The organism is Roseofilum sp., assembly GCF_982964205.1.
Genome location: NZ_CEZBFX010000058.1, coordinates 1 through 23,579 on the forward strand (window position 1 = coordinate 1; position 23,579 = coordinate 23,579).

23 protein-coding genes and 1 tRNA gene are annotated in these 23,579 nt (G+C 42.6%); 19 read left to right on the plus strand and 5 right to left on the minus strand.

From position 1 onward, the window contains the following. Positions 1 to 38: 38 nt before the first annotated feature. Positions 39 to 112 (minus strand) — tRNA-Pro (locus AC3A14_RS14775). 111 nt (positions 113 to 223) lie between these two features. Between AC3A14_RS14775 and lipA the strand changes: the two genes are divergently transcribed. From lipA to AC3A14_RS14800, 5 genes are all read left to right on the plus strand, one after another. Further along, on the plus strand, positions 224 to 1,129 hold the full coding sequence (lipA, locus tag AC3A14_RS14780; RefSeq protein ID WP_318732114.1) for a lipoyl synthase: 906 nt from the start codon (positions 224 to 226) through the stop codon (positions 1,127 to 1,129). Positions 1,130 to 1,338: 209 nt separating this feature from the next. Continuing rightward, positions 1,339 to 2,376 carry an ABC transporter substrate-binding protein gene (locus tag AC3A14_RS14785; protein ID WP_318732115.1) on the plus strand — a complete coding sequence of 346 codons (1,038 nt, stop codon included), beginning with the start codon at positions 1,339 to 1,341 and terminating at the stop codon, positions 2,374 to 2,376. A gap of 14 nt (positions 2,377 to 2,390) precedes the next feature. Then, positions 2,391 to 3,152: an ABC transporter ATP-binding protein gene (locus AC3A14_RS14790; protein ID WP_318732116.1), complete on the plus strand. Its 762-nt coding sequence runs from the start codon at positions 2,391 to 2,393 to the stop codon at positions 3,150 to 3,152. A 3-nt stretch (positions 3,153 to 3,155) separates the two neighbouring features. Continuing rightward, positions 3,156 to 3,956: an ABC transporter permease gene (locus tag AC3A14_RS14795; protein ID WP_318732117.1), complete on the plus strand. Its 801-nt coding sequence runs from the start codon at positions 3,156 to 3,158 to the stop codon at positions 3,954 to 3,956. Between the two features lie 288 nt (positions 3,957 to 4,244). Beyond that, positions 4,245 to 5,087 (plus strand): PEP-CTERM sorting domain-containing protein, encoded by an 843-nt coding sequence (locus tag AC3A14_RS14800; RefSeq protein WP_318732118.1) that lies wholly within the window; start codon positions 4,245 to 4,247, stop codon positions 5,085 to 5,087. Positions 5,088 to 5,098: 11 nt separating this feature from the next. Here the strand turns inward: AC3A14_RS14800 and ispF are convergent, their stop codons facing one another. Continuing rightward, complete coding sequence (gene ispF / locus AC3A14_RS14805) at positions 5,099 to 5,578, minus strand: 2-C-methyl-D-erythritol 2,4-cyclodiphosphate synthase (protein WP_318732119.1); 480 nt, start codon at positions 5,576 to 5,578, stop codon at positions 5,099 to 5,101. A gap of 63 nt (positions 5,579 to 5,641) precedes the next feature. Continuing rightward, positions 5,642 to 5,845 (minus strand): hypothetical protein, encoded by a 204-nt coding sequence (locus AC3A14_RS14810; RefSeq protein WP_318698382.1) that lies wholly within the window; start codon positions 5,843 to 5,845, stop codon positions 5,642 to 5,644. A gap of 362 nt (positions 5,846 to 6,207) precedes the next feature. Between AC3A14_RS14810 and AC3A14_RS14815 the strand changes: the two genes are divergently transcribed. The 4 genes from AC3A14_RS14815 (at position 6,208) to frr (ending at position 9,489) form a co-directional block, all read left to right on the plus strand. Beyond that, a complete protein-coding gene (locus AC3A14_RS14815; RefSeq protein WP_318732120.1) occupies positions 6,208 to 7,287 on the plus strand; it encodes an SGNH/GDSL hydrolase family protein in 1,080 nt (359 codons plus the stop codon). 273 nt (positions 7,288 to 7,560) lie between these two features. Then, positions 7,561 to 8,115, plus strand: a complete 555-nt coding sequence (locus AC3A14_RS14820) for a redoxin domain-containing protein (protein ID WP_318732121.1) — start codon at positions 7,561 to 7,563, stop codon at positions 8,113 to 8,115. 110 nt (positions 8,116 to 8,225) lie between these two features. Further along, entirely contained in the window at positions 8,226 to 8,954 is a 729-nt protein-coding gene (gene pyrH, locus AC3A14_RS14825) for a UMP kinase (RefSeq protein ID WP_271941792.1), read from the plus strand. Further along, positions 8,941 to 9,489, plus strand: coding sequence for a ribosome recycling factor (frr, locus tag AC3A14_RS14830; RefSeq protein ID WP_318732122.1), 549 nt, complete (start codon positions 8,941 to 8,943; stop codon positions 9,487 to 9,489). The genes pyrH and frr overlap by 14 nt, the downstream gene beginning before the upstream one ends. A 27-nt stretch (positions 9,490 to 9,516) precedes the next feature. Here the strand turns inward: frr and AC3A14_RS14835 are convergent, their stop codons facing one another. Further along, entirely contained in the window at positions 9,517 to 9,708 is a 192-nt protein-coding gene (locus tag AC3A14_RS14835; RefSeq protein WP_318732123.1) for a hypothetical protein, read from the minus strand. Between the two features lie 272 nt (positions 9,709 to 9,980). On the opposite strand from AC3A14_RS14835, the gene AC3A14_RS14840 reads away from it, so the two are divergent. Next, a complete protein-coding gene (locus tag AC3A14_RS14840; RefSeq protein WP_318732124.1) occupies positions 9,981 to 11,099 on the plus strand; it encodes a geranylgeranyl reductase family protein in 1,119 nt (372 codons plus the stop codon). Between the two features lie 105 nt (positions 11,100 to 11,204). Here the strand turns inward: AC3A14_RS14840 and AC3A14_RS14845 are convergent, their stop codons facing one another. Next, positions 11,205 to 11,768, minus strand: coding sequence for a 4Fe-4S single cluster domain-containing protein (locus tag AC3A14_RS14845; protein ID WP_413039213.1), 564 nt, complete (start codon positions 11,766 to 11,768; stop codon positions 11,205 to 11,207). Positions 11,769 to 11,956: 188 nt separating this feature from the next. On the opposite strand from AC3A14_RS14845, the gene AC3A14_RS14850 reads away from it, so the two are divergent. The 9 genes from AC3A14_RS14850 to AC3A14_RS14890 all read left to right on the plus strand — a co-directional run bounded on the left by AC3A14_RS14850 (position 11,957) and on the right by AC3A14_RS14890 (position 23,557). Further along, positions 11,957 to 12,835, plus strand: coding sequence for an aldo/keto reductase (locus tag AC3A14_RS14850; RefSeq protein ID WP_318732126.1), 879 nt, complete (start codon positions 11,957 to 11,959; stop codon positions 12,833 to 12,835). Between the two features lie 304 nt (positions 12,836 to 13,139). Next, positions 13,140 to 13,400, plus strand: coding sequence for a hypothetical protein (locus AC3A14_RS14855; RefSeq protein ID WP_487779044.1), 261 nt, complete (start codon positions 13,140 to 13,142; stop codon positions 13,398 to 13,400). Positions 13,401 to 13,541: 141 nt separating this feature from the next. After that, the gene (locus AC3A14_RS14860; protein ID WP_318732128.1) at positions 13,542 to 14,726 is read left to right on the plus strand and encodes a hypothetical protein; all 1,185 of its coding nucleotides are present in this window, start codon (positions 13,542 to 13,544) and stop codon (positions 14,724 to 14,726) included. 85 nt (positions 14,727 to 14,811) lie between these two features. Further along, complete coding sequence (locus AC3A14_RS14865; protein ID WP_413039130.1) at positions 14,812 to 15,282, plus strand: tetratricopeptide repeat protein; 471 nt, start codon at positions 14,812 to 14,814, stop codon at positions 15,280 to 15,282. A gap of 153 nt (positions 15,283 to 15,435) precedes the next feature. Then, positions 15,436 to 19,227: an FkbM family methyltransferase gene (locus AC3A14_RS14870; protein ID WP_487779045.1), complete on the plus strand. Its 3,792-nt coding sequence runs from the start codon at positions 15,436 to 15,438 to the stop codon at positions 19,225 to 19,227. Positions 19,228 to 19,375: 148 nt separating this feature from the next. Next, the gene (locus tag AC3A14_RS14875; protein WP_487779046.1) at positions 19,376 to 20,794 is read left to right on the plus strand and encodes an FkbM family methyltransferase; all 1,419 of its coding nucleotides are present in this window, start codon (positions 19,376 to 19,378) and stop codon (positions 20,792 to 20,794) included. A gap of 29 nt (positions 20,795 to 20,823) precedes the next feature. Further along, positions 20,824 to 22,254: an FkbM family methyltransferase gene (locus AC3A14_RS14880; protein WP_318734435.1), complete on the plus strand. Its 1,431-nt coding sequence runs from the start codon at positions 20,824 to 20,826 to the stop codon at positions 22,252 to 22,254. After that, complete coding sequence (locus tag AC3A14_RS14885; protein WP_318735666.1) at positions 22,235 to 23,035, plus strand: hypothetical protein; 801 nt, start codon at positions 22,235 to 22,237, stop codon at positions 23,033 to 23,035. The genes AC3A14_RS14880 and AC3A14_RS14885 overlap by 20 nt, the downstream gene beginning before the upstream one ends. 105 nt (positions 23,036 to 23,140) lie before the next feature. Beyond that, positions 23,141 to 23,557: a tetratricopeptide repeat protein gene (locus AC3A14_RS14890; protein ID WP_318735663.1), complete on the plus strand. Its 417-nt coding sequence runs from the start codon at positions 23,141 to 23,143 to the stop codon at positions 23,555 to 23,557. Positions 23,558 to 23,579: the final 22 nt, after the last annotated feature.

A 23,579-nucleotide genomic window follows, 5' to 3' on the forward strand; every position in this document is an offset into this window, starting at 1 on the left:
CGGGTTCAAATACTGGAAACCAAAGGCTATTCTATAAATCGGGATGACAGGATTTGAACCTGCGGCTCCCTCGTCCCGAACGAGGTGCGCTACCAAGCTGCGCTACATCCCGGTAAACCATATAACTTGCTCGATGATAACATGCGATCGCCCCATTGAGGTGAAAATTGCTAAATCTTGTTAGGATAAAGTACAGTAACTCAACACAGGATAACAGAGTACGGTGACGGTTAAACCAGATTGGCTCAGGGTTAAAGCTCCCCAATGGCAGCGAGTGGGTGACGTGAAAACGACCCTCCGTGATTTAGGCTTAAATACAGTTTGTGAAGAAGCATCTTGTCCCAATATCGGTGAATGTTTCAACGCGGGTACAGCAACTTTTCTAATTATGGGGCCCGCTTGTACGAGAGCTTGTCCCTATTGTGATATTGATTTTGAGAAAAAGCCCCAACCTCTCGATCCCACTGAACCACAACGGTTAGGGGAAGCGGTGCAACGGATGGGACTCAAGCATGTAGTGATTACTTCCGTCAATCGGGATGACTTACCTGATGGAGGAGCCAGTCAATTTGTCCGTTGTATTGAGGCTGTCCGTACCTTGATGCCCCAAACCACGATTGAAGTATTAATTCCGGATCTCTGTGGCAATTGGCAGGCTCTAGAGACAATTTTAAGCGGCCAACCCGAAGTTCTCAACCATAATACAGAAACGGTTCCCCGGTTGTATCGGCGAGTGCGCCCCCAAGGAGAGTATCAGCGTTCTCTAGAGGTCTTAAGGCGATCGCGACAATTATCCCCTACAATCTACACTAAATCAGGGATCATGGTGGGATTAGGAGAAACTGATGAAGAAGTCCGCCAAGTGATGACCGAATTACGCGAGGTAGATTGTGATATCCTCACCATCGGTCAATATCTGCAACCGACTCCCAAACATTATCCTCTAAACCGCTTTGTAACTCCCGAAGAATTTGAAGCTTGGCGTGTCTTCGGAGACTCATTAGGCTTTCTGCAAGTTGTCTCTTCTCCCCTCACCCGCAGTTCCTACCATGCCGAACAAGTACAAGACCTGATGAAGCAAGCGCCAAGATATTCTATCTTGGGCTGTTATGGACGTGATATGCCATAACAGCGCTTTTCGATGTAACCCTTAAATTTCTGGGGAAACCACCCAGAAAACTGTAAATCAATAGATGATAAACAGCCGCTAGATCGAGTTTCGATCTGGCTTTTAATCCCAATATTCCGAACGACAAAACTTAGCATAGGACAACTTGAGTAAGTATTGAGGCTGAATAAAAACCAGAAAAATTTGTACCCATCATTGAGGTTTGCTATATGACTCAAATCCCCCCTATCTCCCGTCGCCAGTTTCTACACCTCAGTTCTTTTGGATTAGGCGGTGGTTTACTCTCGGTTAACTCCCCTCGTACCCAAAAAATCAATTCGTTAGACTCGATAAAATTCGCCCTTAGTTGGAAAGCCGAAGCCGAATATGGAGGATTTTATCAAGCGCTTGCCACGGGAATTTATCAAAAGCATGGCTTAGATGTAACCATCCGCCCCGTTAATCCCCAAACCAATAGCACTCAGTTACTCCTCGGAGGTGCGCTAGAGTTCAACATGGGAAGTTCTCTCAATATTTTCAAAGCCATAGAACAGAACATTCCCTTAGTTACCGTCGCCTCAATGTTTCAGAAAAACATTCAAGTGCTATTAACCCACCCAGGAGTCGGCAATGAATCCCTGGCTGACTTAAAAGGAAAACCAATTTTTATTTCATCTGGGGCGCGGTTTACCTATTGGCCAGTTCTGAAACAAAACTATGAATTTAGGGATAATCAAATTCGCCCCTATAATTCTAATGTGACTCCGTTTTTAGTTGATGAACAGTCGGCACAACAAGGAGTTTTAACGTCTGAACCCTACACAATTGAACAAAAAGGGGGGTTTAAGCCGATTGTTCATCTGTTAGCGGATGCGGGTTATAATCCCTATTCTTTTACGATTACGACGACTCGCAATTTAGTCAATGATAATCCAGATTTAGTTCACCGATTTGTTGATGCGTCGATTAGGGGCTGGTATAGTTATTTGGACAATCCAAAACCGGGTAATCGGTTGATTAAACGAGATAATCCAGAAATGACGGATGATTTACTCGATTATAGCTTTAGGAAGCTCAAAGAGTATGATATCCTTATCTCTGGAGAAGCGAAAATGTTGGGCGTTGGTGCAATGACTGATGAGCGGTGGAAAGCTTTTTTCCAATCGACAGTTGATTTAGATATGGTGGATTCAGGGGTGGATTATCATCAAGCGTATACCCTGAAATTTGTGAATAAGGGAGTTGACTATTATCTAAAATTGCTCTGAATAATGATAGCTTTATGGAGACTAAAAAACCGATCGCTACTCTAGAGAAGGTTAGCAAACGTTTTGATAACCAGAATTTAGCGATCGCCGATCTCAACCTAAACCTCTACCCCTCAGAGATTCTCAGCCTCGTCGGACCGTCAGGATGTGGTAAGAGTACCCTGCTGCGCCTCATTTCTGGCTTAACTTCCCTGAGTTCCGGCACTTTGTACTGGCAGAAGCCTCCACAGAATAACCAACTCGCATTTGTGTTTCAAGACGCAGCATTAATGCCTTGGGCAACTGTGTGGCAGAATGTTTACTTACCCCTAAAATTGGCCGGTGTGACCCAGAAAAAAGCCCAGGAGAGGATTCAAGAAGCTCTGGAATTGGTGCAGTTAAATCAAGTTTCTCAATCCTATCCCCGGCAACTGTCTGGAGGGATGAAAATGCGGGTTTCTATTGCCAGAGCGCTGGTGAATAATCCCCAAGTATTATTAATGGATGAGCCGTTTGGAGCCTTAGATGATATTACCCGCACTCAATTAAATGATGAACTATTAAATTTGTGGAGCCAAAAACGCTGGACAATTGTATTTGTCACCCATAATATCTATGAAGCAGTTTATTTATCCCATCGAGTGATCGTGATGGCAACAGATCCCGGACGCATCGTTGCTGAAATTCCGATTCACGAACCCTATCCCCGCGATTCGAGTTTTCGGGGAGCGATCGCCTATACTGAGTATTACCAACAAGTCGCTACCGCCCTATCTGAAGCCATCACGCCTCACTAGATTATGCCAGAATTGCGCCGTTTGTTTTCCCTAGAAACCCTAGCTCCTCTTGTTCTCGGAATACTGGTACTCTCGGTTTGGGAAATCTCTGTATCCCTAACCCATACCCCGAGCTACATTCTACCGGGGCCAATTCTGATTCTTAAAACCTTAATTCAAGATCGATCGATCCTCTTGCCTGCGATGCTCGTTACCTTAAAAATTACGATCGTTGCTTTTCTCGTGGCTATGGTTTCTGGATTATTCCTGGCAATGATTATGGCACAGAGTAAGTGGATTGAAAAAAGTTTGTATCCCTACGCAATTATACTGCAAACGATTCCCATGGCAGCGATCGCTCCCCTGATCGTCATTTGGATGCGTAATAACACCTTTGCCGCTCTAGTCATCTGCGCTTGGATTATCGCCTTTTTTCCCATCGTTTCTAACACTACCTTTGGCCTCAATAGCCTCGATCCTAACCTTAAAGACCTCTTCAAACTTTATCAAGCATCCCGATGGCAAACCCTACTGTATCTCAGACTACCCAGTGCGTTACCCTATTTTTTTGCTGGATTACGCATTAGTGGTGGATTAGCCTTAATTGGTGCTGTAGTTGCCGAAATCGTTGCTGGTACAGGTGGCATGAATTCAGGATTAGCCTATCAAATCCTCTTAGCCAGTTATAACCTACAAATTCCTCGTATGTTTGCTGCATTATTACTGATCGGTATCTTGGGAATTCTAATTTTTATCTTCTTAAATCGTTTATCAAGCCAGATTTTAGGCAAGTGGCATGACAGTTCAACCCCCTTAGACCCCTAAACTCAGTATTTATCCTTAAAAACTCTTAAGAAAAAATAAAAAATCCGGGAAAACACTGGATCTCGATCCGGAAAACTGCCAGAGTAACGGGCAACCATGGAAGGATGTGTAAAACAGGAATCCCGTGAGATGAGACAAGCTTGCTTAATGAGTTAAGGGATCAACAGAAAATTCACGAAAACATCATAATAGAGTTGCTAATATCGGGAAAAGTACGGAATTATGGGGTAGATACCTCTAGCTTTCTATAAATTTATGTCCCTTAGCCAGAAGTTTCACGGAATCATCATGAATCAACGTCATCTGTCCATTGGGTTCGGATCTTCCCTGAGTTTGGGTCTGATGCTCACAGCATTAACTGCCATCGGTTCTGAATCTGCCCATGCTGCCACCTTAAGTGGCCAGAAATGGGATGGTTCATCGACTAGTTTGACCTGGAATGAAAGCAATGCGGTAACTGGAGGGTCGATAGTATCTGGAAGTCTGAACTCTTTTGGCACAAGCTTGAATGGACTTTTAGGCACCAGTCAAACGGTGGGGGCAATTCTCGGAAAAGAACCTGGAACTTTTGTCGATTTAGGACAAGACGGAAATGTTGGTATTATTGAGTTAGATTGGGGGGGAAATCTCCTAGCCAATGAAGATGGCAACGACCTAGTCGTCCATGAAAATGGTGGTGTTGGAGCGCCAGAAGCCTTTGCGGTTTCTGTTCGTAAAGCTGGAGAAACGGATTTTAGCGAATATCTCTACCAGTTTAGTGACCACTTCTCTGCAACGTATCAAGTCTTCGCCACCGTATTTGATTTAAGTTCCTTTGGGTTAGGCGCAGGAGATGCCATTGATGCCATTCGTATTCGCAACCTTGCTCCCAATGATTTAGTGAGTGGGAGTGATGGTCAAGGATTTCTTGGAGGTAGCTATACCGCTTTCACCCATGCTGGAGGTAGTGGTTTCGATATCAATACTAAACTTGATGCTGATATTACTTATGTGGCGGGTCTCAATGATGTCTTTGCTCCACTCCCACCATCCGATCAGCCTTCGGATGTTCCCGAACCTTCTGCCATTCTGGGTTTAGTGGGTGTAGGATTGTTGGGTTTAGGAACTCGCTTAAGAGCGCGTAAGTGTTAGTTCGCTAATGGTTATATCTTTTCCAGAAGGGTAACCGCATAGGCGGCTATCCCTTCTTCACGACCTACTGGGCCAAGTTTCTCATTGGTGGTGGCTTTAATGCTAATTCGATCGGGTTGTAGGGTTAAGATGTTTGAGAGGCGATCGCTCATTTCCGATAAATGAGCCTTCAATTTCGGGCGCTCGGCCACCACTACAGAATCAATATTCACCACCTGCCAACCTCGGTCAAGTAGTAAGCCATTAACCTGACCCAGTAATATTAGGCTATCCGCCCCTTTCCATTGGGGGTCGCTGGGGGGAAAATAATGGCCGATGTCTCCTAAGCTTAAAGCTCCGAGCATGGCATCCATAATGGCATGAGTCAGTACATCGGCATCACTATGGCCGACTAACCCAAGTTCATGAGGAATGTTTACCCCTCCTAAAATCAAGGGGCGGTTTGGGCCAAGTTGATGGATATCGTAACCATTACCGATCCGAATGTTCATGGTAGTGGGGAATGTGATGAGCGCCAGTTATTTGCTTGGATCATACCCCAAATTCAGACGGCTCTAGTTCGCAATCCTCAGCCATCCACGACGAGTAGCATAGATTAAGCGATCGATTGCCGAGCGTTCCTCTTCACTAATCGAGTGTTGCAGCAATACGGATTGCAGTTGTTTGCGGTTGTCAGAGGTTAATTCCCCTGTATGGCAAACTTGAAACACTAGTTCGGCGATATTGAAACCAGAAGATATGGTAGTCGGTTGAAACATGATCGTATTAAAACTGAGATTTTAATCAAAAGAGCTAGAATCTTGGCCACTGGCGATTCAGACTTGTAAACCTTAAATTGTTTGACCTTCTCGCCAGATCCGAATATATAAAACCAAAGTAATCGAAAAAAAAACTAGCTTCTGTGAGACGACTCCAGAGTTATTGTGATATGCATCACGCAGAGAAACTCTTCTCTACAGAATTTTACTTGACAAAAAATAAAAAATGTGGTGCGAAACCCATTTTTCATCCTAGATAAAGGCCTAGAAATTATTGATGAAGCACTCCGACACCATACTCAGAAGACAATAGGGTAAACTGAGTCTTAGTTTTATGTAATTTTAGGTTCTTTGATACTACTATGCCCCACCTCAAGACCTTTCAGCAGTTTTTGAAACAATTCTTGATTATCACGGTCATTTCTTTTATCTTTACTGAGATTGGATTTCGAGTTTATAATTATATCAATCCTAGTTTTATTTTTTATGACAAATCTTATGGTCGTTTTCGGGGGAAACCTTTTTCTAAACATTATGATTTCACCTTGAATTCCCAGGGTTATAAAGATTTGGAATTTGAGGAGCAAAAAGCAGAAGGGATATACAGAATTGTCGGGATAGGAGATTCTTTTGCCTTTGGTGTTGTCCCCTATGAGGAAAATTATTACACGCTGGTTGAAGAGCAATTGCAAGCACAAAATCAATCGATAGAACTTTATAATTTTGGTATCCCTAACCTCAATCCTAAAGATTATCTAGCGGTCTTGGTCAATGAGGGGTTGAATTATAGTCCTGACATGATTATTGTTTCCTTTTTCATGGGTAATGATTTCTTGGATAGCCAAGATCGAAATCTATCTCAACCCCTCTACACGTATTCCTATGTCGTCTCATTTTTTAAATTCATCTGGGAGATCCAAAAAAGTTATGAAGGAGAGTGGGAACTCCCGGAAAATATAGTTTATGACGATAATATGAAAGTTTTCAGTGATGAGAATTATCTGGAAATGGAGATGCGACGCAGTCAAATATTTATCAAAGACAACCCTGAATTTAGTCAAACGTTTGACTACGCGATGGAATTTATCAATCAAATTAATGAGATAGCCAAACAGCGAAATATAGAACTTTTAGTGGTCATAATTCCGGATGAAGTTCAAGTGAATATGGAGTTACAAAATCAAGTTGTTATGGGGATGAATATGCAGCCGGAACAACTGGATTTCTCCTTGCCGAATCGGTTGCTTGCCGAAAGACTATCATCCCTGAACATTAATTCTCTAGACTTGTTAGAACCTTTCCAACAGGCATCCGAAACAACTCGCCTATATCGACCCAATGATAGCCATTGGAATATTGCGGGAAATAGATTAGCTGCTACAGAAATTTCTCAAGTTGTTTTGCCGAAGTTGTCTGAATCTAGAGCTAATAAGGAACATTGAAAGACATCTTTCTAAGGAGCTGATGATGGCGGTTCAACAAGCTTATAAAAGCTATGGTTTATAACCTGTCCCAGGAGACCCTGATGATGAGCCATTACTAATGGAACTGTAAAAATATGAAAGGATTGATCGCGATAGGATAGAAGCGAGAAGCTTTCCGGGATGCGATCGCGCCTGTTCTACTAGAATTGATGTTTCTCAAGACTATCTGGTTTACAGGGGATACGGTTTCTTGTTAACTTGTTTGAATAGTTATTTATACAGGTTTTGAGCATGGTGGTCATGGAAGACATGGGAACTCCCATCGGTAGCTATGCGCCAGATTTTGAAGTACCAGGTGTGGATGATCGGGTGCATCATCTGGCTCGCTATATGGAAAAATATCAGGCGATCGGTGTGCTATTTATGGGTAACCAATGCCCGTATGTTATTGAGCTTCTTGAGGATTTAAAGCAACTTCAGCAAGAAAGAGAACCTCAAGGGATGACCTTGGTGGGGATGAATGCCAATCAGGGTTCCAAGAATTCAGGGGAAAATTTTGAGCAAATGAAGGTCTTTGCTCAAGACCATCAGCTTAATTTTCCCTATCTGCGGGATGTAACTCAAGATGTGGCAAAAAGTTTTGGGGCAACTCAGACTCCAGAGCTATTTCTACTCAATCATGAGGGGAGATTATGCTATCGCCGGGGGATGACTCAAGAGCAGAGCGCAGTAAAGCAGTGGATTGAAGATATCCGTGGAGCGATCGCCCAAATGTTGCAAGGAGAACCGGTAACCTATCCCATTTCCGAATCCTTAGCCGGTACTCCCATTCAATGGCGCTCCTGAGCCAAATTCTAGACCCTGAAAAAACTGTTCGGGAAGATTGTCAACATCTGCTATCTTAGGTGAGAGCAATTTGTATTCAATCATCGATCTGGAGATTACAGAGTCTAGGCATGGGGACAGGTTATCAGCGCATATTACTCAAACTTAGTGGTGAGGCCTTAATGGGAAGCCTGGCCTATGGCATTGATCCCGCGATCGTGCATAATATTGCCGAACAAGTGGCAGAAGTTGTATCGAGTGGCATACAAATCGCCATTGTCGTTGGTGGAGGAAATATTTTTCGGGGTGTGAAAGGGGCAGCCGCTGGGATGGAGCGGGCAACAGCCGACTATATTGGTATGATTGCCACGGTGATGAATGCCATGACCTTACAAGATGCCCTAGAACAAATGGATGTCCCGACTCGGGTTCAAACGGCGATCGCCATGCAGGAAGTGGCAGAACCCTATATCCGTCGCCGAGCCATGCGTCACTTAGAAAAGGGACGGGTGGTCATTTTTGGCGCGGGTTCGGGCAATCCGTTCTTTACCACTGATACTACGGCTGCTTTAAGGGCAGCCGAAATTAATGCAGAGGTGATTTTTAAGGCGACGAAGGTCGATGGTGTCTATGATAGCGACCCCAAAACTAATCCAGAAGCCAAACGCTATGAGAGCTTAACCTATCAGCATGTTTTGGCTCACGAATTGCAAGTGATGGATAGTACGGCGATCGCTTTATGTAAAGATAATGATATTCCCATTTTGGTCTTTGACCTGTCGGTGAAAGGCAATATTCGTCGCGCCGTCATGGGAGAGTCAGTTGGAACAGTTGTAGGAGGTTCCTGTGCAATTAAGTGATGTGGAAGAGTTAATGCAGAAGGCCGTTGAGTCTACTCGCCATTCTTTTAATACCATTCGGACTGGACGGGCTAATAGTTCGCTTCTAGACCGAGTGATGGTTGAATATTATGGTACGCCGACTCCTCTAAAATCCCTGGCGAATATTAGTACCCCGGATTCGAGTACCCTTATGATTCAACCCTACGATAAAGGATCGTTAAATGTGATTGAAAAAGCGATTTCTCTATCGGATCTAGGATTAACTCCTAATAATGATGGTCAATGCGTGCGATTGAATATTCCTCAATTAACTGAAGAACGCCGTAAAGAGTTGGTCAAACAAGTGGCCAAGTTAGCAGAAGAAGGCCGAGTTTCTGTGCGCAATAATCGTCGTCAAGGAATTGATGATACTCGCAAGAAAGAGAAAAATGGTGACATTACTGAGGATGAATCTCGGAATTTACAAGATGAGATTCAAAAGCTAACAGACAAATATATTAATAGAATTGACGATCTGTTAGCTGACAAGGAGAAAGATATTACCAAAGTATAAGATTGCGGTCTCTTTTCGCCCGCTTGACTACCGGGTTAAGCGGGAACAACTAAGTTTAAAGCTGGCTTGGCTTGGACGCACAATATAAGCAATATGCATGGGATAGCCATAGGTCGAATAGATCAAATCAATAAGCTTGAGTGCAGTTTCCCGATGGCGATAGGTTTTGAGTAGGGTTTGATTTCCATTGGCATATTCAAGGCAAACATCCCAAGTCATAATCCTCTTCTCCTTTGATAATCCGTAAGACTACGATAGTCTTTATGAAGTCTTGATGAAGTCGTCGTTTGTCTTTATGTTAGTCTGTGATTGTTGATTTTGAGTTCAGTGATACTACTTATTTATTGAGGGAAATAAAAAAATCCCAAAAATCAAGGAAAACGTTGAGAAAAGGCCGAAAGGACTCTAGCAGAAATTGCCGGAATACAAGCCAAAAAACCGGTTAATGAGTGTTATTGTACAGTTGTCAAAATCTGGAAGAAAGTTATCCTATGTTTGATTGCATGATTGTTGGAGCAGGGCCGGCTGGGGCAACAGCGGCTTATCATTTAGCCAAACGGGGCCGTTCTGTGGCGATCGTAGAACAAGCGGCTCTTCCTCGGTATAAACCCTGTGGTGGGGGAGTGTCTCCAGCGATCGCCGAATATTTTGACTTTGATCTCGACCCTGTCATTAGCTTGAAGGTGAACCAACTACGCTACACCTGGCAACTCGACGATCCGGTAAACGTCAAGCTACAAGAAAAACAGATGTTCATCGTGCGCCGGGATAGCTTCGATGAGTTTCTGGTCAAACAGGCTCAAAATCAAGGAGCAGTTCTTAAGGATGACACCCCAGTAACGGGAATTGAGTGGAAAAGCGATCGCTGGGAGCTGAAAACTGCCAAAGGAGCGATCGAAGGCCGCTATCTGATCGCTGCTGATGGAGCCAAAGGACCGATGGCTAAATGGCTTAAAGTCAAACAGGGTAAAGAAAAACGGGCAGGCATTTTACACATCTCTGGGCTAACCCTTGAGGAAACCCCTCCCCTACACTTTGATTTTGGCAGCCTCAAAAATGGATTTATTTGGAACTTCCCCCAAAACGATGGCTATGCAATCAGCGCCACTGCGTTCCAAGGAGGAGATGCTAAAAAGCTCCAAGAGACTCTAGAGAGCTATACCCAATCGAGTGGCATTGCCCAAGGGGGAACGGTTCAATATCACGAGCATTCTGTGCGCTTGTGGGATGGCGATCGCCCCTTGCACACTCAAAACGCCCTCGTGGCTGGAGAAGCCGCCCAAATTGTCGATCCCCTGTCTGGAGAAGGCATCCGTCCCTCCATTTTTAGCGGAGTCCAAGCAGCAGAGGCGATCGATCGGGCGATCGGTGGCAATGGTAATGCCCTAGAAACCTACACCCAAACCCTTTCCGAACAATGGGGAGCAGACATGAAATGGGCTGCTCGTATTAGTGGTGTATTTTATAAATTCCCCAAAGTCAGTTATCGGGTAGGCGTTAAACAACCAGCCGCTAGTAGAATCATGAGTAAAATCCTCTGTGGACAACTCAGCTATGCAGAAGTAGCGGGAGCAGCAATCAAACAACTCGGCAGCGGACTATTTAAGTAGCGCTTTGTGCGGGTAATGGGTAATAGTCAAACCCGGTTTTGCCTTGCCCATTGCCTAGCACGTAGTACATAGGGCTTTAATTGGCGTTTGGGGAGTCAAGAAACCCTATAATTCAGCCAAGGTCATCTGGCCGCGATACCCCGTGACTAAGCGAGTACCATCTTTGAGAATATGAATTTCCATTTGATCGCTCGCCCAACTAATCGCACTTTCAAATTCTGGATTCAGAATATGGACGCGCTGATTGCTCGAAGAAACCGGAGAAGTGGGGGAATGAATTGCTAAAGATTCTACATAGGGGCCATCAATGAGAATATCCAGTTGATCGAGTAACTCTTGTGCCCCTTCCGGCGCACCTTTCGCCCTTAACTGCTCTACGGTAAAACCCGTAAATGACATAATATTGAATCCCTTCGCCTTAAGCTGACGAGCCAAGTTAGCCAGTCCTGGAGCCTGCCAAAAAGGTTCTCCTCCAGAAAAAGTTACCCCTTGATTGCGGGGATTACTGGCAATTTGTTCCGCTAGAGTATTGATGGAGATCAGTTGATTAATCTCAAACGACCAAGAAGCGGGATTAAAACAGCCAGAGCAAGCGCGAGTGCAGCCTTGAACCCAGACCACAGCGCGACATCCTGGACCATTGACTTCCGACTCGTCTACATATCCCATGATGTTGAGATGGTTGGCGGGAATAGGTGGAGATTTAGGGTAATTCACGATCGCTAGAGAGATGAGGGTTGATTTCTATTCTAGACGTAAGACTCCTATATGGTTATAAAGCGAATCTAAAAATTTGTTTGGTGGTGATAAAATCCGTGATGGGAGAGTAAAAACCTTGGCGTTCTTCGGATAAAATAATGATTCCTGAAAAGAAAATCCCAGAAATCAACTTTTCTATGCCAGCTTTTGGCATGGGGACCTGGATGTTAGGAGGTAAACTGGAACCGAGTCCAGACCGATGCGAGCGATCTGATACGGACTCTATTGTGCGAGCGATTGATGCAGGATTAACCCATATCGATACTGCGGAAATTTATGCTGGGGGATATGCAGAGGAAGTTATCGCTAAAGCCATATCAGGCTACGATCGATCAATGCTATTCCTCGTTTCAAAAGTTTCATCTGCCCATCTTCGATACAATGACTTAATAGAATCAGCAAAGCAAAGTCTGGCTCGATTGAAAACCGATTATCTCGATCTTTATCTGATTCATGAACCCAATCCTAATATTCCCATGGAAGAAACGATGAATGCCATGGCTTATCTTAAAGATAACGGTTATATTTTGAATATTGGGGTCAGCAATTTTAGCACGGAGCGAGTTAAAGCGGCACAAAAACTCATTGATGCTCCTATTGTGGCGAACCAAGTGCATTATAATCTCAAGTTTCGCGAACCTGAAATTATTGGATTATTAGAGTACTGTCAGGCTAACAACATGATGTTAATTGCTTGGCGACCGATTCAGAAAGGATTGCTCTCGACTGGTGGTATTCCTATCTTGGATGAAATGTGTGAAAAATATGCAAAATCCCCTGCTCAAATTGCTATAAACTGGTTAATTTCACAGCCTAATGTCGTTACGCTTTCAACGATGCGAACTTCAGAGCATCTTGAAGAAAATTTAGGGGCACTGGGTTGGGAAATTGACGCTGAAGATATCGAAAAACTGCGGTCTCTTTTTCCAGAGCAGCAAACGATTTCCGATGTGCCTTTAATCTCGTCAGTAAAATAAGATCTCTTGTCTAAGTAGTCAGATAATGAAGAGTAATGCAATAATCCTAGATTCTTATAGCGCTTTGCGCTAGGGAATAGGGAATGGGGAATAGGATTGTGGTACATGGCTTTGGGGATTCGGTATCGTACTCCATAACGCAAGCAAAGCGCTGTATGACTATTGCTAGAGGGACTATTGCCTTTTTCTTGACTTCTGAAAAAAGTCTAATCCTGACGCTCTTCTCATTCTCCAATAAAGAAAGGATATATTTATTATGTCTGAGAGATGTCTGTTTCGTTTTGGTTTCATTTGGATTCGGCAGATGTCTCTGTTGCCGGGCGAAGCAACGCCATGGCATTATGACTTATGCCATCGGATTACAGTGGTTTTTCAAGGCCATACTTTAGCCATTGAATATGATGATCGGATGCCAACGAAGAATGTGACCTATAAACCAGTACAAATCGATTGGGACAAACCTAGCGATCATCTCCATCGTGCTGTAAATTCAAGTAGTGAGTTTTATGAGGAGTTAACGATTTTCTTCCTCGATCGGCCGGGTCTTAATCCACAGCCTAGGTAGCCAGTAGGATGGGCGTATATGGGAGAAACCGCGATCGCCAAGCGAAATAGACTTTTATTGCACTAGCAATAGCCGGCATTATTGTACAAAGCGCTATAAAATTAGGTTAGATCGATCGCAATATTTTCTGGATCGCTTATCATGTCTCGACCTATTGCCTATCTTGCCCAAGGTAAACTTTATCTCCAAGAGGCTCAGAATCAATTTCGGGAAATCAAGAGTGAGTTTGGCCAATCGATTCAACGCCAGCGCTTGCAGGCTCAACGCCGGAATTCTTGGAAAGATAGGGGAATTCGTTCGATGATGATGTCTCCTCAAGCGATGGCTCAGTTGGAACAGCAGGCGGAAGCGGTGATTCCAGTAGCCATTAGTAGTCTGTGTAATTCCGGAGAGGGTAAGTTGTTTTATGCCCTAGAAGCGGGGGAAATGGGGGCTTTATTTCGGTTCGATCCCAATGGCGATCGCGAAGATCGGCTCTTTCATAACGCAGATTTTCAGATTAGCCATTTAGATTATAGTGCCTCGGATGATTTGATTGCCTGCACCAAAGCTTACCCGACAGGAATTACCAATATTGCTACGCTCTCACCCAATAGTGTGCGTCCCAATGACATTACAGAAGGGGATTCCATTGATTTAGCGCCTCGCTGGATACCGAATCAAAAAGCTTTAGTGTATCAATCGGCTGGAGTCAGTCGCAATGGTGAGGGATTTGTAGTGAATCGCGCTCCCTTTTCAATTGAAAAGTTGGATTTTCGTCAACAGGATTTAATTACGTTAGCGAAAGATCCCAAGTCTGATTTTTTGGGGCCCCAAGTTGGTTCTGATGGTCTACTGTATTATATTCGCCGTCCCTACCGTTCGTTCCACCGTTCGTTTAATATCTGGCAATTTTTGAAGGATATTCTTCTGATTCCGGTTCGTTTGGCTTATGCTATTTTCCAGTTTTTTAATTTCTTTAGCCAGAGTTTTACAGGCAAGCCTTTGATCGCTGCGGGAACGCAACAAAAGGTAGAACCCAAACGGATGCGGATCTGGGGAGATTGGTTAACGTTGGATAATCTCCCCAATCAACATGCCGAAGATCGGGATGCTCCCCCCTTGGTTCCCCCTAGTTGGGAGTTGGTACGTCAAGGAAACCAGGGCGTGCCGGAGGTGTTAGCCACGAGTGTTTTGGCTTATGATTTGGCGGCCGATGGTACAGTGGCTTACAGCAATGGTAGTGGGATTTATCTGTTATCGCCTCAAGGGGAACTCAAACGGGTGGCGATCGCCCATCAAATTGAAGCAGTGAGGTTTCTGAATTCCAGAGAGCAGCAGGAATGATGAAGTTTTAGCACAAGACCCATGAGCAATAACCAATAACCCATGAGCAGAGTTAAACTAGAAAGAACTGCTCTTGTGGAAAACCATGCGCGATCCAGAACTAGATGGTTTACTATCCGATCTCCAGAGTGATTCCGAACCAGTGCGCGAACAAGCCATTCAGGAACTATGGCGGCGCTGGTTTAACCAGAAAGGAATGATGGGAGTAAAGCGACTGCAACAAGCCCAGAGAGTATTGGATGCCGGTCATTTCGACAGAGCTGAAGAACTGTTAACGGAAGTGATTCACGATTGGCCGGATTTTGCTGAAGCATGGAACCGGAGAGCCGTGTTACATTATATGCGCCGGGAGTATGATAAGGCGATCGCCGATTGTGAGGAGGTAGTGCGCTTAAATCCAATTCACTTTGGGGCACTGCATGGGCTAGGATTATGTTATGCGGCTCTAGCTCAGTATCGGGAGGCGATTGCAGCCTTTCGTCAAGCCTCGGAACTTGTTCCCCACGCGATCGAAAATCAGCGCCTCATCCTTGAATGTACAGCCCGCTTAAATTAAACCCCAGATTTGACCACTATTTGGTAGAGGGCGATCGCTTTTATGGCAAAATTGGGAAGATTTAAAAGTATAAGTTAAGTGTATTGATTGCCCAGTACCATAGTAGCATTAGTTACTTTTTTAGGATAAACCCCTGCTTTGGGAGATAAAGCCATGCCAGAAGCTCCATCAACTTTAGAAAGACTCATTCCCCCAGAAATTAAGAATGATGAATTATATCAAGCCATTCAAACCATTTCTAGAGAAGCAGATCTAAAAACCGTTCTGGAAATAGGTTCCTCTTCCGGTTCTGGCAGCACTGAAGCCTTTGTTACAGGCTTAATGGAGAATCCTCAAACTCCCGATCTGTACTGCATGGAAGTCTCCCAAAGCAGATTTGATGCATTGCAGAAGCGATATGAAAATTATCCTTTTGTTCATTGCTACAATGTCTCCTCAGTGGCCTTAGAACAGTTTCCCACAGAAGAAGAAATTAGAGAATTTTACCAAACCCAACAAACCTATCTAAATCTTTATCCCCTTGAGCAAGTATTAGAGTGGTGGAAAGCAGATACTGAATACCTGAAAACATCAGAGGTGGATACCAATGGAATTAGAAAAATCAAGACAGAAAAAAACATAGATATTTTTGATCTGGTTCTGATTGATGGCTCTGAATTTACAGGTATAGCAGAATTAGAAGAAATTTATGGCGCAAAAATAATTATTCTCGATGACATCAATACATTTAAAAACTATCAAAATTATACTCAATTGCTGAATGATTTAAAGTATACCTTGCTTCAGGAAAACAAAAGACTTCGGAATGGTTATGCTATCTTTGGCAGCGTAAGTTATATTAAGCATCATTTTGATAATGAACTCAAAGAACAACATCTGGTGAAAACTTTAGTCAAACCGGGGATGACAGTATTTGATGTGGGCGCGAACTTAGGAGACTATTCGATATTGTTAAGTCAATTAGTTGGTGCATCTGGTAAAGTATACACTTTTGAACCCACTTCAACAGTTTTTGCCAAACTCAAAGACCGGTTAAAAAGTAAAGACTTAAACAATACCAATAATGTTGAGATATTTCAAAAGGCGGTTTTTTCTGAAAACAAGGAAATAGAGTTTCATGAGTTCCCAGAAGACTATTCTGTGTGGAATAGTATTGGCACACCACAGATGCCAAATCCAGAAAATCCACAAGAAAATATTCCGATTTCTAAAACCGAAATCGTAGAAGCAATTAGTCTAGATAGTTTTTGTAAGACAGAAGAAATCAAAATAATAGATTATTTAAAGATTGATGTAGAAGGTGCTGAATCTGATGTTCTTTTAGGTTCAATAAACTTGTTGAAAGAAAAGAAAATCAAATTTATTCAATTTGAGATCTCACAAAAGATGCTCGAAGGATTAAACAGAAAAGCGGGAGATACATTCAAAATATTAATTGAAAATGGTTATGAATGTCATCGGATTGAAGATGATGGTAGAATTGGAGAGAAGGTTATAGATTCTAATTCATTTTATGAGAATTATATTGCTTTCCAGGAAATGCCGATTCACTTTTTTACTATTGTTCTGAATGGAGAGCCTTTTGTTAAATACCACATCGAAGTCTTTAAAAAGCTTTCTTTCAAATGGCATTGGCACATTATTGAAGGAGTGGCAGACCTCAAACATGATACGAGTTGGAGTGTTAAACTTGGTGGAAAGATAACGGATGAAATTCATCGCAAAGGTTTGAGTAAAGATGGGACATCTGAGTATTTGGATCGACTCAAAGCAGAGTATCCGGGAAATATAACCCTTTATCGAAAACCAGAGGGTGCATTCTGGGATGGCAAGCGAGAAATGGTGAATGCACCTTTAAACAACATTCAAGAAGACTGTTTGCTGTGGCAGATAGATGTAGATGAAATATGGACGTTGGAGCAAATTTGTAACGGCAGAAGATTATTGATTGAGCAGGGCGAAAAAACAGCCGCCTATTACTGGTGCTGGTACTTTGTAGGAGAGAATTTGGTCATTAGTACCCGTAACTGCTACACTCAAAATCCGCAACAGGATTGGTTGCGTACCTGGAGATTTAAACCAGGATATGTCTGGGCAGCCCATGAACCTCCGATATTAGTCGAACCGTTACCCGATGGACAGTTTAAAAATATAGCTGCCATTAATCCTTTGACTCATGATGAAACAGAACAAGAGGGTTTGGTTTTTCAGCATTTTGCCTATGTGACACCGGAACAATTAAGATTTAAAGAACAGTATTACGGCTATCAGAATGCAGTAAACCAGTGGAGAGCGCTACAGTCAGAATCTCAGTTCCCGGTTTATCTTCGGGATTATTTTTCATGGGTGGGAGATGAGACAAGAGTTGATCGCGCTGAGGCATTGGGTATCGTTCCCTTAGTCCAGAAAGAGGTAACAGCAGATAATTGGAAATTCTTGCAGCCCCAGTTCTCCAAATCATCGAAAAAAGCTCAGAGGAGATCGCCAACTATTCTGATTGATGGCGTGTTCTTCCAGCTTTATAATACAGGGATTGCTCGCGTGTGGCGATCGCTGTTGGCAGAATGGGCTAAAACTGACTTTGCCGCTCATATCGTATTCCTAGATCGAGCAAACACTGCACACATTCCAGGAATTAAGTCTAGAACCATTCCTCGGTATGACTACAAAAATACAGAACTTGATAAACAAATGCTCCAGGAGGTTTGCGATATAGAAGGGGCAGATGTATTTATTTCCACTTACTATACTACCCCCCTATCGACTCCTTCTATATTCATGGCCTATGACATGATTCCAGAAGTCCTAGGTGCAAATGTTAATGAACCTATGTGGCGTGAAAAACACCATGCCATCAGTCATGCAGATGCCTACATTTCTATTTCTGAAAGCACTGCCCGGGATCTGGTGAAGTTTTTCCCAGATATTCCCCTCGATCAAATTACTGTAGCTCATTGCGGTGTTTCTCCCACATTTACGCCAGCAACAGCCACCCAAATCAATGAATTTAAATATAAATATGGGATTACTAAGCCTTATTTTCTGCTGGTGGGTGCGGGTGGTAATTATAAAAATTCTATGCTGTTTTTCCAAGCTTTTTCAAAATTACATAGCAAACAAGGCTTTGAAATTGTCTGTACAGGAAGCAGTATAACTCTGGGGAATAAGTATAGACAATATGCTTCAGGGAGCGTGGTACATTCATTGATTCTCTCTGATGAAGAATTGAAAGTCGCTTATTCTGGGGCTGTGACTTTGGTGTATCCCTCCTTGTATGAGGGCTTTGGAATGCCAGTGGCAGAAGCCTTAGCTTGTGGTTGCCCTGTAATCACCTGTGCCAAGGCTTCTCTTCCAGAAGTCGGAGGAGATGCAGTTATCTATGTCGATCCGCATGATGTTGAGGGTTTAGCTGAGCAACTCTGTGAAGTGCAAAAACCAAAGGTTCGTCGCTCATTTATTGCCAAAGGTTTGGCACAAGTGAAGCAGTTCTCCTGGCAGAAAATGGCCAACACTATGAAGTTAGCACTGCTGAACGCAACTTTGGCTCGTTTAAATCTGCGAGAGATTAACTTAATTCTATTTCCAGACTGGTCACTACCTGAAGAAAGGATTGGGTTAGCCTTGCAAGAGGTGATTAAAGGGCTAGTTAGCCATCCTGATCGCGCTAAAATGACCTTATTGATTTATCATACTAATATAGAAGCCGAAGATGCCGATCTACTCCTATCGAGCGTAGCCATGAATTTGCTCATGGAAGAGAATATGGAGGTCGGTGAAGGGCCAGAAATTGTTTTAGTGGGGGACTTAAGTGAGGCTCAATGGTCAGTATTAATCCCTCAGTTACGGGGACGCATTAAGTTAGAGCATGAACATCAAGATGCAATTGACACCGTTTATGCCGATCAAGTTACCCCTATAGAAATGAATGATTTATTTAAAAATTGAGAAACACTTTTACGGGGGCGAATTCAGTTAGAGGATGAAAATCAAGATGCAATTGACACCGTTTATGCCGATCAAGTTACCCCTATAGAAATGAAGGATTCATTTAAAAATTGAGAAACACTTTAACACAAGAGGAGATTCCTAAAAAATGCCAAAGTTTATTGAGAGCTTAAAAAAAAGTGGAAAACTCGATAATATTGGTATTACAATAGCTATTGTCGGTTCTAGGATACTAGAAGGGTTTGACAAAGACTATGTCGATCAAGGTTGGGGCTGGCTTGGCTCAAACCTAACAATATATGGTTTTGATGCCCATCGTGACGCTTGCGAAACCATGAATCAAAAGCTGCAATTATCAAATAGCGTGCACAAAGAAAAACATATTCCTTTAGCTCTTTGGAACTGCGTAAGTACTGAGACTTTGTACCTTACTAGATACCCTGCTTGTAGCTCTCTGTATCCTCCAAACCCGTCATTTCTGTCTCGTTTTGTTGGTGGGGAATTGAGTATGCAAGTGGTATTAGAAGAAACAATAGAGACAACAACTCTAGATGATTTTTGCCATGCAGAAGGAATTAGTAGTATCGATTTCTTACAAATCGATACCCAAGGAGCTGAGCTGAGAATTTTGCAAGGTTCTGAGAGCCTTTTAAAAAATTTACTGTTTCTGAAAGTAGAAGTAGAATTTGCCCGTCTCTATGAAAATGTGCCTCTCTTTAGCGATATAGACTTGTATCTGAGAGATAAAGGCTTTAGCTTTCTTGATTTTGGTAAATTATATCGGAATGACCGTCGTAGAGGCCCTCTACATTCTGAACAGCATCCGGGTCAGTTAGTATGGACAGACGCTTTTTATTTTCAAGATTTGATTCAAGAGTCAGAATCATCCCAAAAAACTCCAGAAAAGCTCTTAAAGTTAGCCTGTGTTGCTGATATTCTAGATTTTTATGACGTAGCCATGGAAACGTTAGAGTACATCACTTGGAAATATGGAGATCAACCCAGGTACAATTTTGCTAATAATATCGCTGAAGTCATATCTGAATACCCCAAAGCGGTTGAAAGTGGAATTAATCTCTTACCAGAGATGCAAAGAATTAAACACTATCTGGATGATCAATATATCTGCGAGTCTTCAGGGCCTAAGCCAAATGGTATAGATTTTAATATACCATTAAGAGAAATTAACTTAATTCTATTTCCAGACTGGTCACTACCTGAAGAAAGGATTGGGTTAGCCTTGCAAGAGGTGATTAAAGGGCTAGTTAGCCATCCTGATCGCGCTAAAATGACCTTATTGATTTATCATACTAATATAGAAGCCGAAGATGCCGATCTACTCCTATCGAGCGTAGCCATGAATTTGCTCATGGAAGAGAATATGGAGGTCGGTGAAGGGCCAGAAATTGTTTTAGTGGGGGACTTAAGTGAGGCTCAATGGTCAGTATTAATCCCTCAGTTATGGGGACGCATTAAGTTAGAGCATGAACATCAAGATGCAATTTACGCTGTTGATGCCGATCAAGTTACCTCTTTAGAAATGGATGATATTAAAAAAATTGATTGATACCTTAACACAATAGGAGATGCCTGAAAATGCCGAAGTTTATCGATAGCTTAAAAAAAAGTGGCAAACTGAGTGATATTAATATTACGATAGCGGTTGTAGGTTCTAGGATACTGGAGGAGTTTGAAAAGGACTATTTCGATCAAGGTTGGGGTGTGTTCGAATCAAACTTAACAATATATGGTTTTGATGCCGATCCTGATGCTTGCAAAATAATGAATCAAAAGCTGCAATCATCAAATATAGTACACAAAGAAAAACACATTCCTTTAGCTCTCTGGAACTGTGTAAGTACAGAAACTTTGTACCTTACTAAATATCCTGCCTGTAGTTCTCTTTATCCTCCCAACCAGTCATTCCTGTCTCGTTTTGTTGGCGGACAATCGAGTATGCAGGTGGTATCGAAAGAGCCAATAGAGACAACGACTCTAGATAACTTTTGTGCTGCGGAAGGGATTGATAGTATTGATTTCTTACAAATTGATACTCAAGGAGCAGATCTGAAAGTTCTGCAAGGTTCTGAAAACCTTTTAAAAAACTTGCTGTTTCTAAAAGTAGAAGTAGAATTTGCCCGTCTATATGAAAATGTGCCTCTCTTTAGCGATGTAGACTTGTATCTGAGAGATAAAGGCTTTAGCCTTATTGATTTTGGTAAATTACATCGGGATACCCGTCGTATAGCTCCTCTAAAGTCTGAAGAGCATCCGGGTCAGTTAACATGGACAGATGCTTTTTATTTTCAAGATTTGATTCAAGAGTCAGAATTATCTAAAAAAACTCCAGAAAAGCTCTTAAAGTTAGCCTGTGTCGCTGATATTCTAGATTTTTATGACATAGCGATGGAAACGTTAGAGTATATCACTTGGAAATATGGAGATCAACCCAGGTATAATTTTGCTAATAACCTGGCTGAAGTTATATCTAAATACCCCAAAGCGATTGAAATGGGAATTAATTTCTTACCAGAAATGCAAAGAATTAAACACTATCTGGATAGTAAATACGTTAAAGAATCTTCATCAAACAAGGAAAACGATCTGGATTTAAACATAGCACTAAGAGAAATTAACTGGATCGCTTTTCCAGATTGGTCACAACCGGAAGAAACGCTTGGATTGGGATTGCAAGAGGCCATCAAACGTTTAGTCAGTCATCCCGATCGCGCTAAAATGACCTTATTGATCGATCATACTAATATGGAAGCCGAAGATGCAGATCTGCTGCTATCAAGTGTGACGATGAATTTGCTGATGGAAGAGAGTGTGGAGGTGGATGAAGGGCCAGAAATTATTTTAGTCAGGGACTTAAGTGAGGTTCAATGGTCAGTTTTAATGCCCAAATTACAGGGGAGAATTAAGCTAGAGCATGAAAATCAAGAGGCGATCTCCTTATCTCGGGTAAACACCATTCCTCTTATTGAGCTAGGAGATCTTGATGTTCATGAACCGACAGTGGACTAATACAATGGTAGCAGGAGGGTTAATGCTCCTCTGTTCTCTGGCGATTGTTTCAGTACAATTACCTAAACTGAACCAGCTTAAAGTAGAGTCAAGTGAGCGATCGCCGCAACAATGGCAGCAAGAAGTTGCTCAAGAAGCTCTGGAACTGAAATTACTCCAGGTTTTGCCTAATTTTGGCTTTGATAATCTCATTGCCAATTGGAGCTTTATTAAATTTCTAATCTATTTTGGTGACGATCCGGCCCGCGATCAAACTGGGTATGATTTGTCTGCTGAATATTTTAAGATTACTCTCACAGAAGATCCTCGATTTATCCCCGCTTATTTTGGACTTTCTGCAAGTGTTTCTTTGTATTCTGGACAACCGGATATTTCTGTAGCTATGATGCAACAAGGCTTAGAACAACTCTCTTCTCAAGACCCCCCTCGCGGTTATTATGCTTGGCGCTACATGGGGGTTGACCAACTTCTGTTTTTAGGGGAAGGTGAAGCAGCGCGGGATTCATTTACTCAAGCGGCTGAATGGGCGAGTGAATATAACGATCAAGAGAGTAAAACTATTATGGCTCTGTCTGCCTCAACAGCAGAATTTTTAGCGGAAAACTCCAATAGCAAGCGGGCACAGTTTCAAGCCTGGGGCAGTGTACTCATTAATGCAACGGATGAAAAAACACGCCAGAGAGCTATTGACAGTATGGAGGCGATCGGCGGGCGTGTTATCCTGGACTCGGAGGGTCGCATAGAATTATTAATTCCTCCTCCCTTAGAGCCTGTTGATTGAGTTGAAATTGCGATCGCGATCGGCTCAGATGTGGGTATTCTACACTTAGACTTGGAGTGCGATCGCTCTAAATCTAGTTTGAGTGATAACTTCTACAATAAGAACATGAAAAAATCACAACGTTTTCTATCCATTGTTGGCGCGCTGGCATTCTTTAGTTCCACTGCTTTTGCAACCACTCGTTTATTTCGAGATACCCAACATCAAAATCCGTCTCCAGAAACCACTGAAGTGAACCCACAAGAACAACTCATGAGCTATGAAAGAGGCTATCTCCAAGTTCTAGAACGAGAACCAAAAAATCAAGTTGCTTTAGAAGGATTAGTCAGGGTTCGACTACAAATGAACAACCTTGAAGGTCTTGTAGAACCTCTCGAAACTCTTATAGAAATCAATCCAGAAGATCAAACTTACCAAACAATTTATACTGAACTTAAAGAACAATTAAACACAGGTCAATATTCCCAACCAGAAGAAGAATCGTCAGCGCCTAATTCAATGCCATCCTCAACACAGGAATAACATAGATCCAATTCCAATTATT